This window comes from Streptomyces sp. L7 (assembly GCF_050990935.1).
GTDB lineage: Bacteria > Actinomycetota > Actinomycetes > Actinomycetales > Microbacteriaceae > Leifsonia.
In genome coordinates this window covers 725,402-739,513 of record NZ_CP194644.1, presented here as the reverse complement: position 1 = coordinate 739,513, position 14,112 = coordinate 725,402, and the positions used below count along the sequence as shown (strand labels likewise).

Here is a 14,112-nt window from a genome sequence, read left to right as displayed (position 1 = left end):
GGTGCGATCCGCACCCTTCAGCGTGCGAATCATCCATTTGGAAACATGATCGTCACGAAATCCGTTCCGTTTCGTCCGAAAGACGGGCGAAACCGCACACAGCGTGCGGCGCACGAATGCGCGCCGAGACGAACTGACGAAATCCGCCCCGATCGGAGGCCGATTTTACGGAATCAGCACGTTGCTCATCGAATCGCTATCGAAATCCTCCGTGAAGGCGGCTAAGGTGAAGTCGAACCATCACGTCGAAGTGTGAGGAGCTGAGGAGCCCCATGAAGGTCGCGATCCCCCGCGAGATCAAGAACAACGAATTCCGCGTGGCGATTACGCCCGCAGGCGTGCACGACCTGGTCGGAGCCGGCCACGAGGTGTACGTCGAGACCGGAGCCGGGGTCGGCTCCTCGATCCCCGACGAGCTGTACAGCGGCGCGGGGGCGACGATCCTCCCCGACGCGGCCGCGACGTGGGCGGCGGGTGATCTCATCCTGAAGGTGAAGGAGCCCATCGCCTCCGAGTACGGTTACTTCCGCGAGGGCCTGGTGCTGTTCACCTACCTGCACCTCGCGGCGGACGAGGCGCTCACCCGCGCTCTGGTCGACGCCCGCGTGACCGCCATCGCGTACGAGACGGTCCAGCTCCCGAACCGGGCACTGCCGCTGCTCGCCCCGATGAGCGAGGTCGCCGGGCGGCTCGCCCCGATCGTCGGCGCCAACACCATGCTCAAGCCGAACGGCGGCCCCGGCCTGCTGGTGCCCGGCGTCCCCGGCACCCACCCCGCGGTCGTCACGGTGCTCGGCGGCGGTGTCGCCGGCACGAACGCCACCTCAGTCGCGGTGGGCCTCGGCGCGGAGGTCACCGTGCTGGACACCAACATCGCCCGCCTCCGTGAGCTGGACGCCTTGTACTCCGGTCGCATCAAGACCATCGCGTCGAACAGCTTCGAGATCGACAAGGCCGTCGTGGCCTCCGACCTCGTCATCGGCTCGGTGCTCGTCCCCGGCGCGAAGGCGCCCAAGCTGGTCGGCAACGAGCTGGTCTCCCGGATGAAGCCGGGCAGCGTGCTCGTGGACATCGCGGTCGACCAGGGCGGCTGCTTCGCCGACTCGCACCCGACCACGCACGCCGACCCCACCTTCACGGTGCACCAGTCGCTGTTCTACTGCGTGGCGAACATGCCGGGCGCCGTCCCGCACACCTCCACCTACGCGCTCACCAACGCCACGCTGCCGTACGCGCGCGCCATCGCGAACCACGGCTGGCAGGCGGCTCTGCGCGCCGACGCGTCGCTGGCGCTCGGCCTCAACGTGCACGACGGCCACGTCACCAACGCCGGTGTCGCCGAGGCGCACGGGATCGTGGACGCGCCGCTCGCGGACGCGCTGGTCTGACCCGGATGTGGGCTGAGCGGTCCGCCGCTCAGCCCACATCGAAGCTCAACTCACGTCGAACCATTGGTCGCCGATGTCGACGCGGGTGCCCCGCTCGACCCGGTAGCGGCGACCGGCCTCGCACTGCCGTGCGGTCCCGCCGAGCGGACGCGCCACGGTGCCGTTGCCGGAGTAGCGGTCGCAGATCCAGAGGTCATCGCCCTCCAGCCCGAACTCCAGGTGGGTCTTGGACACGCTCCGGGCCGGGTCGGAGATCGCGACGAGCTGGTCGACGTGCTCCCCGGCTGCGTGATCGGCCGGCGGCCGACGAGTCCGCTGCCGCGCACCTCCACCGACTCCCCGGTCGAGAAGTTCAGCCGGTAGACGCGCACGCGCGCGGCCGGAGGCGCGGGAGGGGCGCTGTCGAGCGACACGACGTCGATCGCCTCGGTCGGCGGCAGGCCGTCCTCGTCGAGCTCGACATCGCCGGGGAACCGCCCGGCCACGGCGGGCTTCGACCGCGCGACGGGCGGTTTGGCGAGCGGCCGGACGATCGAGGTGTCCGAGGGCCGGGAGTCGGCCATCTCAGGGGGCCGCACGCGCGTGGCCGTCACCGAACTCCCGCAGTTGCCGCAGAACAGCGTCCCTTCCGTGAGCTCCGCTCCGCACACCCGGCACTTCATCGCCTGCTCGTCCTCTCTCCCGTCCTCCCACGGTATCCGAGCGAGCGCAGCGAGACCGCCGCGAGCCACCGCTTGTACCGCGTGTCGCGCCGATCGAGCTGGCTTCGGAGGTCGTCCACCGCCTTCCAGACCGAGTCGGCCTCCTCCCGGCTCGGCGCCAGCGGGCTGAACACCGCACGGTCGGCGACCTGGGCGAGCGCCGCTGCGCGGGTGCCCCCGATGGTGGTGGCGAACTCCAGGCGCGTGGCGGCCGGCGGCCGGTCGTAGCCGTGGTCGACGGCGGCGTCGGCGAACTCGCGCCAGCCGCCGACGATGCGTTCTGCGGCGGTGGGCGCCGACCTCCGCAGCGACCGTCTGCGCCACTTGGCCGCGAGGACGGCGAGGAACGGCGCCGCGAGCAGCACGACGACGAGCAGTGTCCAGCCGACGACGGTCAGGATCGCCAACAGCGCCTCCAGCAGGGGGTTGGGCGCAGGCGGGTTGGTGCTGTCGACCTGCGCGTTCGGCGGCTCCTCGTTCTGCTGGGGCGTGTCGTCGAGCGGAGGCTGCACGTTCGTCTGCGGACGGGAGATCTCGGTCGGCTGCTGGGGCTGCTTCGGCGGGACGGCGCGCACGGGCGGCGTCGGGTCGACGGTGACCCAGCCGGTCGTGGTCTGGACCTCGATCCAGGCCGACGCGTCCGAGCCGAGCAGAGTGACAGCGCCTCGGGAGTCGGCGGGCGCGACGAAGCCCATCACCACGCGGGCGGGAAAGCCGAGCTGGCGGGCCATGAGCGCGGCCGTGACGGCGTACTGCTCCTGGTCCCCCAGCATCGGAACGTCGGTCAGCAGCTCGGTGATCCGGTCCGCGCCGTGGCCCGAACGACTCGCCGGTTCGTTCCGGCCGACGCCGTGGGACAGGTAGCCGTCGGTCTGCAGGCCCTTCAGCGCGGCGGCGAGCTTCGGCCCGGCGCCGGTGACGCCCGCGGTGTACTTCTGCAGGGTGGACTGCAGCTCGTCGGGGACGACGGTGGGGCGGGGCACCGAGTCCGAGCCCGGCTCCACCTTCGCGAGCTGCGCCGCGCTCAGCTTCGGCGGCGTGACCGAGTCGGCGACGTAGGTGTCGCCGTCGTGGAGGGAGGCCATCACGGCGCCGGTGCCGGTGACGTCGTTGTAGAAGTACGCGCTGGACAGGTTCGCGGCATGCGGGCCGTAGAACTGGATCTGCTCGAGCTGGCCGGAGCCGGGCACCCACGGCCCGCGGTAGCCGCGCACGGTCACCGTGAGCTCGGTCGGGTCGCCCTTGGTTCCGCCCTGGTCGAGCCGGTACGGCAACCGCACGAACGCTCCGGAGGCGCTGGAGACCGCGTCGGTGCCGACCGAGTAGGCGACGCCGTCGTAGGTGTCGAGCGTCGCGATCCGGACGCGCCCGTCCGCGGGCAGGCCGGACACGCTCAGCATGGGCTGGGACGCGGCGGGCGGCTCGAAGTACGACCGGAACCCGGTCAGCGGGCTCGGGTAGGCACGCGGGTCGAAGGGCTGCTCGACCGCCGTCCGCACCACCTGGCGGTCGTTCGCCGGAGGCACGAGCGCCGTCGCACCGATGCCGACCGCCGCGGCGACGGCGAGCATCACGGCCGCGCCCGACGCCGTCAGCATCACGGTCGAGCCGCGCTCGCGCCGGGTCTCGACGGTGAGCCCGCTCTGCTCGCGCAGCGTGCGCACCGCGGCCGTCCGCCTGCGCAGCCGCAGCCGGATGTTCCAGACCAGCAGGAGCGCGAACAGGGCGAGCACCAGCCAGGGCGGCGCGGGGGTCACGGACGAGCCGAACGCGATCCCGGCGATCAGCACGAGGACGGGCGGGATGCCGGCGAGCTCGGGAATCGTCGACCGCAGCGCGATGCTCGTCGTGATCACCGCGGCCAGCAGCACGAGGATGAACGCGGGCACGAGCAGGGCCTCGTACGACCCGACGGGCACGGAGATCGTGACGAGCTGCTTCCAGGACAGCCAGGTCCCCTGCACCAGGCCCAGGAAGCCGGTGCCGCTCGGGAGCAGGCCGCCGGTGGCCAGGCTCGGCACGGCGAGCTGCACCCCGGTCGCCAGGTAGACGAGGACCACGACCCCGGCCACGACGATGCTGGGCCAGCGGAACGTCGCGCCCAGCACGCCGACGGCGGCGCCGAGCACCAGCGTCGCCACGAGCATCGTGACGAAAGCCGCGGACTGGTACACCGGCCAGAACGACCACGCGGCCAGCGCCACCGCTGCCAGCGCGAACGCGGTGTCGAGGGCGGCGGAGCGCCAGGGCAGCCGGCCGATCACGTCGCGAGCCGTTTCGCGAGGCTGCGCTGGAGGTCTTCCAGGTAGCCGATGGTCAGCACGCTGAGATCCGCCACGCGCCGCAGACTCGGCACGGCGCCCTCGTCGCACACGATCGCGACCACGTCGACGCCCAGCGGGAAGTGCGCCGCCGCCGAGCGGAGCTGGGTGGCCGTGACCGTCGAGCCGCAGAGCAGGAAGGCGATCGAGATGCCTGCGGCGTCCTCGCTGGCCACCTGGGCGAGCTCGGGCAGCCGCAGGGCGGCCTCCGCCGTCTCCACGCCGGCGAGGTCGTCGAGCAGTCGGCCGCGGCCGACGGTGCTCAACCGCCGGGCGCTGAACAGCACCCGCTTGGCGAAGTCGGGCGTCTCAGCGCTTGCGACCACGGAGACGGTGCGGGAGTCGAGCATCGCGCGCACGCCGAGCGACCCGGTGGCACTGACCGCCAGCTCGAACTCCTCCTCGGTGGCGTAGTCGGCCTCCGACAGGCTCAACGCCACGAGGAGGTGGCTGCGCCGGGTCTCCTCGAACTGCCGCACCATGTAGCTGCCGGTCTTGGCCGTGCTCTTCCAGTGGATGTTGCGCCGCTCGTCGCCCGGCATGTACTCGCGCAGCGCGTGGAACGCGACGTCGGACTGGGTCAGGTCGCGGGTCGGGGCGCCCTCGAGGTCGCGGACGAAACCCGTGCTCATGCTCGGGATGGCGATGGTGCGCGGGTGCACGAACAGGTCGAGCGACTCCGCCCACACCATCTCGCGGCGCAGCAGCCCGATCGGGTCGGCGCGCACGGTGCGGACGGGACCGATGGGCACGATCCCTCGGCGGCTGGTCGGCACCACGAAGACGTCGGAGTGCTCCTCGCCGCTGGCGAGCGCCGGCGCGGCGAACTCGGCGAGCCCCGTCCCGACCGGGACCTCCACGCGCACACCGGGCAGCCGCCGCCGCGCCGGGTTGCGGACCGTGACCTCCCCCGGCGCCCGGTCGCCGACGACGACACGGTTCGTCGGGAGGGTCAGCCCGACGTCGTACGCGATCCTGCCCACCAGGTAGAGCGACGCCAGCAGCACGAGCGCGGCGGCCATCCAGCCCGCGACCACCGCCTCCCGCCAGCCGAGGACGTAGCCGGCCACCAGCGCGAGGGTCGTCACGACGAACATCGACCAGCCGAGCGGGGTGATCACCGCGCCGAGCGCCCGCGCCACCGACGCGACGGCCCGGCCGACGACGGAGCCGGTGCGGACCACCCACACGATGGCGTCGGCGAGCACGCCGTCGCGCTCGCCGACGATGCGGGCTCGCGCGTTGGTGAGCTCGACCTGGGTGCGGGTGACGGTGCTGGTCACACGGCGGCCCGATCGCTGGGCGGCGGCACCTCGATGAGGAGCTGGCCGACGACGCTGGACGCGGTGACACCCTCGAACTCGGCCTCCGGGTCGAGCACCAGGCGGTGCGCGAGCACAGGCTCGGCCAGGGCCTTCACGTCGTCCGGGGTCACGTAGTAGCGACCGGACGCCGCGGCGAGCGTCTTGGCGGCGCGGACGAGCGCGAGCGCGCCGCGGACGCTGACGCCGAGCCGGATCTCGTCCGCCGACCGGCTGGCGTCGACCAGCCGGGAGACGTAGTCGTTGATGGTCGGGTCGACGTGCACGCCGCGCGCCAGGTCCGCCATCTCGGTGACGGTCTCGGCGGAGATGACCTCGGGCACGACGATCTCGTGCGCCCGCCGTTCCGCACCCTCCAGGATGCGGAGGGTGGCCTCGTGGTCCGGGTAGCCGATCGACGCCTTCATCAGGAAGCGGTCGAGCTGAGCCTCCGGCAGCCGGTAGGTGCCGGCCTGCTCGATCGGGTTCTGCGTCGCGATGACCATGAACGGCTCGCCGACCGTGTGGCGGACGCCGTCGACGGTGACCTGCTGCTCCTCCATGACCTCCAGGAGCGCCGACTGGGTCTTCGGCGAGGCGCGGTTGATCTCGTCGGCCAGCACGATGTTGGCGAACACCGGTCCGCGGTGGAACTCGAACGTGCCGGTGCGCTGGTCGTAGATGTTGACGCCGGTGATGTCGCCGGGCAGCAGGTCGGGGGTGAACTGGACGCGGTTGGTCGTGCCTCGCACGCTCTCGGCCATCGCACGGGCGAGCGAGGTCTTGCCGGTGCCGGGGAAGTCCTCCAGCAGCAGGTGCCCCTCGCTCAGCAGCGCGACCAGGGCGAGGCGGATGACGTGCGACTTGCCGAGGAGCACGCGGTCGATGTTCTGCACGAGGCGGTCGAACACGCCCGAGAACCAGCCGGCCTGCTCGGGGGTCATCGTCATGCTGGAGCCTCTCTGGTCGTGCTCGATCTGGGTGGGCGTGAGCAGCGCGGCGCCTGTGCGCGCGCCGACCTCAGTATGCCTGGCGTCGCTCATGGCATGCCTGAGGCTGGGTAGGGGGTGCTGTACGTGTCGCCGTTGGCGTACACCTTCACCGTGAGCGTCGGGTTGGCCGTCCCCACCGGTGCGACGCAGACCGCGGTCTGGCCGACGGGCGGCATGTCGACCTCGGGGCCGCCGCAGCTGTACGTCACGCGCGTGTAGCCGGCGCCGGTCGGCCAGGTCGTCCAGGAGAACGTGCCGGTCGTCTGGTCGAACCGCGCTCCGCCGATCGCGGTGCTGACCGCGACCCCCAGGGGCTTGGTGAAGTTCTGCTGCGTGCAGAGCTGGGTGCCGTCGGGGTAGGTCTCGCAGATCTGGGTGATGCTCAGGGTGAGCGGCATCCCGTAGTGCGGGCCGAGAGCACCCGCGACGGTGCCGCTCGTGCCGCTGAGCTGCCCGCTGTCGACCACCGCCCCGCCGCTGAGGAGCTGGTAGCCGATGACCGGGCTGGAGCCGCTGCCCGTCTGGTAGTCGACCGAGGCCTGGTAGTCCCACGTGGTCGCCGTGCTCGGCGTGGGGCCGCTGATCGTGACGTCCCGCACCGATCCCGGCTGCTGGCGCTGCGTCGCCGAGACGACGGCGCTCGGCGTGCAGCCCTGACCGTTGTAGGCGTAGACGACGAAGTTGTAGGTCTGGTTGGCCTGCAGCCCGGTGAAGGTCGCGCTGCCGCCCTGCGTGTGGATGAACGTGCTCGACGTGGGATCGACGTGCAGCACCGGGTTGCCGGTCTCCACGCCGGTGACGGTGCAGCCGGGCTCCGCCGTCCCCTGGAAGACTCCGGCGTAGTAGTCGGTGATCGCCTTGCCGTTGGCGCCGAACACGCTCGGCCACGACAGCGTGGCGCTCGATCCGTCGGCGGTGTTCGGCGCCGCGCTCGGGGCCGTCCCGGTCAGCACCGGCGCACCGGCGGGCACCCCGCTCCCGGAGGTCTGGTTCCAGGTCGCCCTGGCCTGATAGAAGGCGTTCCGGCTCGCCACCGTGAACCCGATCGCCGCGCCGTTCGCGATCCCCGGGTCCGTGACGTTCAGAGCGTAGCTGCCGGTGTCGGCCGGCCCGACCTGCACGGTGTTGGTGATCCCGCCCACGGTGACGAGGTACGACGTGATCGGGCTCGCCCCCGGGGCGTCGGCCGGGCGGTTCCAGGTGATCCGGAGCCCGTTGTTCAGCGGGGTGGAGCCGACGTTGGCCGGGGCGTTCGGGATGACATCCGACCAGACCGGCTCGACGTAGTCCGTCGGGTCGGACAGGCCGAGCGCATTGCGGGCCTGCACCGCGAGCACGACGGCGTTCTGAGGTCCGTTGCCGGGGGTGGTGATCGCGCACACGGTGGTCGTGCACTGCGTGGTGCCGAGGACCGCTCCCGTCGCCGCGCTCGTCATGGTGACCTGGAAGCCCGTGATCGGCGAGTTGTTGAACGCGCCGGGCGTCCAGCTCAGCGTCAGGCTGCGGTCGCCGATCGCCCCGACCTGCACGTTGGAGACCGGCGCCGGGCGGTCCTGCACCGAGATGGTGACCGTCCCCCACGTATAGCGGTCCGGGTCGTTCGTGGCGTCGGCGACCTCGTACTGCAGGGTGGTGTCCTGCGGCGCGGCCGTGCTGGACACCGTGACCTGCAGCACGGAGTTGTCCGAACTCGGCGTGATGGAGACCCCGTCGGGGAGGGCCCCGCCCAGTCCGCGCACGGCGAGTACGCGCAGCGGCTTTCCCGGGAACGGATTGGTGGCTGCGTCGTTCGCGAGGACGTCCACCGTCGTCGTCTGCCCGCGTGGTGCGATCACGCGGTCCGGCTGCGGGCTGGCCAGCGGGCGCGTCGACGGTACGACGTTGAGGTCGATCCGTCCGGCCTGACCGGCGTTGACCGCGTCCTTGACCCCGATCGAGATCGACGGCATGCTGCCCTTCTGCACGTCGGCGCCCACCGAGATGGTCAGCTTCTGGCCCGACAGCGACAGCGAGACGCCCTCGGGTCGCGGGTTCTGGATCGAGAACTGGAGCTCGTTCTGGTCCTTCGCGTACGGGTAGCTCGTCAGCTTGGTCAGATCCACCGTCTTGGACTGGCCGGGCTCGAAGTCGATGAGCGCGCCGGTGAACACGGGCGGCTGGTTCTCGCGCGGCGTCACGTCGATCGGCAGCACGATGGTCGCCACGTTGCCGTTCGGGTCCGTCGCGCTGTTGCCGTCGGTCACCTGGAAGGAGATGCTCGCCGGGCCGAAGTACCGGGTGGTCGAGGTGTACTGGAGGGTCTCGGAGTCGACCACCAGGTCGTCGCCGTTGGCGTGGGTCGCCCGCACGGTCGCGGCGTCGGTCAGCTTCACCTTCCGGCCGCCGATCGCCACGATGTAGTCGTTCAGGTGGATGGTGAGCGTCTTCTCGCTGACCACCGTGAGCTTCGGCGCCCCGCGCCTGAGCTGCGGCAGGGCATCGTCGTAGCCCGGGACGCGCACGAAGCCGTAGCCGGCGACGGACGCGTCCTCCGGGTTGGCCACCTTGAACGGGATGATCTGGCTCTTGGCGGCGATCGTCACGTGCATGCGCTTGTCCGCTGTGATCGTCGCCGTGCCGCCGTAGCCGGACACGACCGAGAGCTTCAGCGTTGAGACCGGCCCGTCGGCGAAGAACACGTTGGAGAGCACGTTCACGTCGACCGTGTCCCGGCCGAGGATGTCGGAGAGCCCGAGCACAGTGTCGGTCACCACCGGTCGGGCCGGCGGGGCGTTCTTGTCGACGGTGACCCGCAGGAATGCCTGGCTGGTGCCGCCCTGCTCGTTCTGGATCGTGTAAAGGAAGCCGTAGGCGCCCTCCTGCTGCGGCGCGGTCACCACCACGATGTCGCCCTGGACCTTCGCCCTGGCCTTGCCGTCGAGCGAGGTGACCCCGGTCACGCTGAGCGGGCTGCCGTCCGGGTCGGAGTCGTTGGCCAGCACCTGGACGTTGAGCGTCTTGCCCGGGCGGGTGGTGACGTCGTCCTCGACCGCGACCGGATTGCGCGCACCCTCGACGCGGGGCGCGATGCCGACCCGCACGGTCCCGGTCGCGCGGGCGCCGAGCGCATCGACGACCGCGTAGGTGAACGTGTCGGTGCCGGCGGCGTACGCGCCGGCCTGGAAGTCCATCCAGTCCGGCCCGGAGGCGATCACCGCGCCCTTCTGCGGGTTGGTCTCCTGGCCGATGAACTGCACGGAGTCGCCGTCCGGGTCGATGCCGGAGAGCGGGACGGTGACGCGCACGGTGTCGCCGGCCAGCACGCGGGCGGTCACGGTCTTCGGCACCGGCGGGTTGTTGGTGGCGAGGTCGCGCTCGCGCACCGCGATGTTCACCTCCGCCGTGGCCCACTGCCCGTCCGCGCCGTACACCCGGTAGGCAGCGACGAAGTTGCCCGGCTTCGAGGGCGCGAGGTACCGCAGATGGTCCCCGGTCGCGAACAGCAGGCCGGCGCCGGCCGGCAGCGGCGTGGCGAGCGTCGGGTCGAGCGTCAGCTTGTCGCCGTCGGGCTGGACATCGTTGGCGAGCACCGGGATGTCGACCGTGTCGTTCACGCGCACCGCCACGGAGTCCGGCACGGCGATCGGCGGCTGGTGCACGGTCAGCGCAGGAAGCTGGACGACGGTGACCGTCCCCTCCGTGTCGGCCAGGCCGTTGCTCAGCCGGTAATGGAAGTCGACCGGCGCCGCGAGCGGCCGGGTCAGCGAGACGCGGAGGGTGCGCTGCTGCAGGATCTGCACCTTGACGCCGGTCGACGGCGCGGGATCGGTCACCCCGGTGACCAGCAGCACGCCGCCGGAGGGTTCGATGTCGGTGGACAGCACATCCACGTCCTGCGTCGACTGCTCGCGGATGAAGGCGGTGTGGGGCACGGCGATCGGCGTCGTGTTCGCGCCGGGCGGCGCCTTCACCTCGATGCGCACGACGCCCGTCGCCGTGATCACGCCGTCTGTGATGGAGTACTCGATGTTGTGGGTGCCGGCCTGGTCCGACGAGAACCGGAAGGTGCCGCCCTGGTAGTCCGGCGTGATCGTCGCATCCGCCTTCGATGGCACCGTGCTCAGCCGCACGACGCCGTTTCCGCCCCGGACGTGGTCGAGCGGGCGCACGGTGGTCTCCTGGCCCTGGTACGCCACGACGGCGAACGGGTCGGCGATGATCGGCACCTGGCCGGGCGGCTGGACCGTGACGGCGAGCTGCCCGGTCCCCTCCGCGCGGCCGTCGGAGAGCGTCAGCGCGACGTCCTTGAGGGCGCCGCCCTGTCCGTGGTCGGAGTAGGCGACCTGGCCCTGCGGCGTGAAGGTGACCGTGTCCGGCGCGGGCACCGACGCACCGGCCAGGAAGAACGGGTCGCCGTCCGGGTCGTAGCACTCGCTGAGCGTGGATGTGGTCACGCGGCCGCCGGCCTGCACGACCGCCTTGGCCGGCCGCACGCAGACCGGCGGCGAGTTCTCCTGCGGCTGGCGGACGGTCACGACGACATGCGCGGTCGCCGTGCCGCCGCGTCCGTCCGAGATCGTGTAGTCGAAGGCGATCGACCCGCTCGCCGTCGCCGGCAGAGTGATCTGCAGGAGCTGGTCGGAGTTCGTCAGTTCGATCGTGCCCTGGCCGGCCGGGATGGCGGTGAACGAGTCGATCGTGAGCACGTCGCCGTTCGGGTCGTAGTCGTTGAGCAGCACCGGCAGCGGCGTCACGCGGCCCGGACGCGCGCCGAACTGGTCGGCGACCGCGACCGGCGGCTGCTCCTGCTTGGCGTACTGCGGCGTGGTGTCCTGCTTGGACTGGTCCACAAGCTGCTGCGTCGTCTTCTTGGCGACCAGCTCGTCCCAGTTGTCGATGCGCGTGTTCCCGCTCTGCACGGCCCACGAGACGCCGGACCGGACGTCGTTGAGGACCACCCGGTCGCGGTTCACCCGGAACGCCAGCACAGCGCCGGAGGGCATCTGGCTGAGCGTGCTGCGCGTACCGGCGGAGGGCGTCGAGCAGGTGTGCCACGCCGCGCCCGAGTTCCAGGCCGTGTACGCGCAGCCGCCCACGATCACCGGCGCGGCCGGGGCGCCCGAGACCGTGCCGAGGACACGGCCGGGCGCCGAGCCGTCGAGGGGGACCCGGATCAGGCCGCTGGAGGTCGCGATCCAGACCGCGCTCCCGTCCGAGGACGGCGCCTGGAGGATCGGATCGGAGTCCTCGCCGAGCGCCGCAGCGAGGTCGATCGTGCGGCCGGACACCCAGAGCGTCTTCTCGTCGGGATCGAAGAGCGCCCACTGGCCGCCGGCCGAGGTGAGTTGGACGTGCGCGCCCGCTCCCCGCGAGGGGACCTTCTCCGACGAGGTGGCGGGCTGCTGGCCGCCGAGGTCGACGCGAACCAGGTTGCGCGTGCCCGGCTGGTAGGCGAAGAACACGCCGGAGGGGTCCATCGCGCCGATCGCGCGGCCGCCCAGGTCCATCGTCGGCGCCGAGCCGGAGTTGAACTGCTCGAGCTGCGCCACCGACGACAGCCAGAGCTGGCCGGTGGTCTGCGACAGCATCGCGACGTTCTGCCCCGCGACGGAGACCTGCGGCGACCGCGGCGGCAGCGCCACCGACTTGCCCGCCTGCGCGGTCGCGGGGTCGACCACGGCCGCGGTGTTGGCCTCCTTGTCCAGGAGCAGCACGTTCTGGCCATCCTGGACGACGTCGAGCGCCTCGCCGGTGCCCGGCACGATCGAGTTGAGCGAGTCGATCTGCGTGTTCGCGCGACCGAGCGCCTTCTTGGCGTCGCTGGCCACCCAGACGGCCGCGTCGTTGAGCTGCAGGTGCTGGGCGCTGTAGCCGCCCGACACGACCGCGAGCGTCGCGACGACCGCCGCGACCACGGTCCCGCTCAGGGCGGTGGCCGCGATCGACTTGTGTGCCAGAAGCCAGGCGCGGATCATGGCGAGCCGGTCCTCTGGACGCACTTCTGCCCGCTCGGCGAGCCGTTCTTGCCGTCGCGGTTCACCGTGACGGTGACGCAGACGGTCTGGCCGGGCTTCGCGTCGACGCGGAACTCGGTCGCGCGCTGACTGCTGGGCGGCTGGTCGTCGACCGTCACCTGATAACTGTCGCTGCTCTCCAGGCCCGGATCGGTCCAGGTGAAGACGATGGTGCCCTGGCTGACCCTGCCGCTCAGGTCGCGCACAGTCGGGATGTCGCCGGAGGCGCTCGCGCGCACCAGCACGACCGTCGCCATGACGGCGAGCACGACCACGAGGAACGCACACGCGGCCAGGGCGCCGACGAGCCCACGGGAGAGGCGGCCGGCCGGCGCGGGCGGGAGGGTCGGCGAGCTGCCGGCGCTCTCGCGGACGATCGTGCGGGCGGGCGCCCGGGTGGCCCCGACCGCCGCCGGGTCGGCGCGGCGCCGGCGGCGACGGGACGCGCCGGGGTCGACCGCGAGGACGCCCTTGACGCGCGTGCGCTCCTCCGGGTCGTCCGCCGTCGCCAGCGCCCAGTCGTCCATCGCGACCTCGATCGGCGTCTGCGGCAACCGGAGCTCGGCCTCCACCGACTGCAGTTCGCGGATCAGTTCCAGCGCGCTGCGCTGGCGCGCCGAGGGCTTCCGCGACATCGAGCGCAACAGGATGTGCTCGAGCCGTGGCGGCACGTCTGGGCGGCCGATCGGCTGCGGGCGCCCCTTGGTGATCCGCTGGATCAGCTCGGCGGAGGTGTTCTCCTTGCCCGGCTGCTCGAACGGGGAGCGCCCGGCCAGCAGCGAGTAGATCGTCGCCCCGAGCGACCACACCTCGCTGGCGACGGTGCCGCTGGTCTCGTCGGCCAGCACCTCCGGAGCCGACCACGGGATGGAGAGCCCGATCGCCTCGGTCACGTCGGCCTCGCTGAGCGTCGCGGCGATGCCGAAGTCGCTGAGCACCGGGTGGCCGTAAGCGGTGGTGAGGATGTTGGACGGTTTGATATCGCGGTGCAGCACACCGGCGCGATGCGCCGTCTCGACCGCGCTCGCGATCCGGACGCCGATGCTCAGCACCTCGGGCACCGGCAGCGGGTCGGAGCGGTAGCGCTGGCCGATCGCCGACGAGCACAGCTCCATCACGAGGTAGGGCCGTCCGTCGGAGGAGACGCTCGCCTGGTACACCGTGAGGATGGACGGGTGCGTGCTGAGCTGGGCCATCAGGTTGGCCTCGGCCTGGAACATCTGCTTGACCTGGCTGGTGACCACTTCGGCCAGCATCACCTTGACCGCGACCTGCCTGCGCGGCATGTTCTGCTCATAGAGGAACACGTCGGCGAAGCCGCCCGAACCGAGCACCCTGACGTACGAGAAGCCAGGGAGGTTCGGCGGCTGTGAAGGCAAGCGCCGAGCCAAGCAGCTCCTCCCGTCATCGGCCGTT

At 71.6% G+C, this 14,112-nt stretch carries 7 protein-coding genes; 1 reads left to right on the top strand and 6 read right to left on the bottom strand.

Annotated elements, in window-relative coordinates:
* The first annotated feature begins 272 nt into the window (after positions 1 to 272).
* Positions 273 to 1,388: an alanine dehydrogenase gene (gene ald, locus ACR5MH_RS03640; RefSeq protein ID WP_433862300.1), complete on the top strand. Its 1,116-nt coding sequence runs from the start codon at positions 273 to 275 to the stop codon at positions 1,386 to 1,388.
* A gap of 45 nt (positions 1,389 to 1,433) precedes the next feature.
* On the opposite strand, the gene ACR5MH_RS03635 is transcribed toward ald, so the two are convergent.
* The 6 genes from ACR5MH_RS03635 to ACR5MH_RS03610 all read right to left on the bottom strand — a co-directional run bounded on the left by ACR5MH_RS03635 (position 1,434) and on the right by ACR5MH_RS03610 (position 14,075).
* The gene (locus tag ACR5MH_RS03635; protein WP_433862299.1) at positions 1,434 to 1,622 is read right to left on the bottom strand and encodes a hypothetical protein; all 189 of its coding nucleotides are present in this window, start codon (positions 1,620 to 1,622) and stop codon (positions 1,434 to 1,436) included.
* Between the two features lie 424 nt (positions 1,623 to 2,046).
* Positions 2,047 to 4,353 carry a transglutaminaseTgpA domain-containing protein gene (locus ACR5MH_RS03630; protein WP_431346004.1) on the bottom strand — a complete coding sequence of 769 codons (2,307 nt, stop codon included), beginning with the start codon at positions 4,351 to 4,353 and terminating at the stop codon, positions 2,047 to 2,049.
* Entirely contained in the window at positions 4,350 to 5,693 is a 1,344-nt protein-coding gene (locus ACR5MH_RS03625; protein WP_431346003.1) for a DUF58 domain-containing protein, read from the bottom strand. Before ACR5MH_RS03625 ends, ACR5MH_RS03630 begins: the two co-directional genes overlap by 4 nt.
* Positions 5,690 to 6,754 (bottom strand): AAA family ATPase, encoded by a 1,065-nt coding sequence (locus tag ACR5MH_RS03620; protein ID WP_433862298.1) that lies wholly within the window; start codon positions 6,752 to 6,754, stop codon positions 5,690 to 5,692. Before ACR5MH_RS03620 ends, ACR5MH_RS03625 begins: the two co-directional genes overlap by 4 nt.
* Positions 6,751 to 12,657, bottom strand: a complete 5,907-nt coding sequence (locus tag ACR5MH_RS03615; protein ID WP_433862297.1) for an Ig-like domain-containing protein — start codon at positions 12,655 to 12,657, stop codon at positions 6,751 to 6,753. Before ACR5MH_RS03615 ends, ACR5MH_RS03620 begins: the two co-directional genes overlap by 4 nt.
* The gene (locus ACR5MH_RS03610) at positions 12,654 to 14,075 is read right to left on the bottom strand and encodes a serine/threonine-protein kinase (RefSeq protein WP_433862296.1); all 1,422 of its coding nucleotides are present in this window, start codon (positions 14,073 to 14,075) and stop codon (positions 12,654 to 12,656) included. The genes ACR5MH_RS03615 and ACR5MH_RS03610 overlap by 4 nt, the downstream gene beginning before the upstream one ends.
* Positions 14,076 to 14,112: the final 37 nt, after the last annotated feature.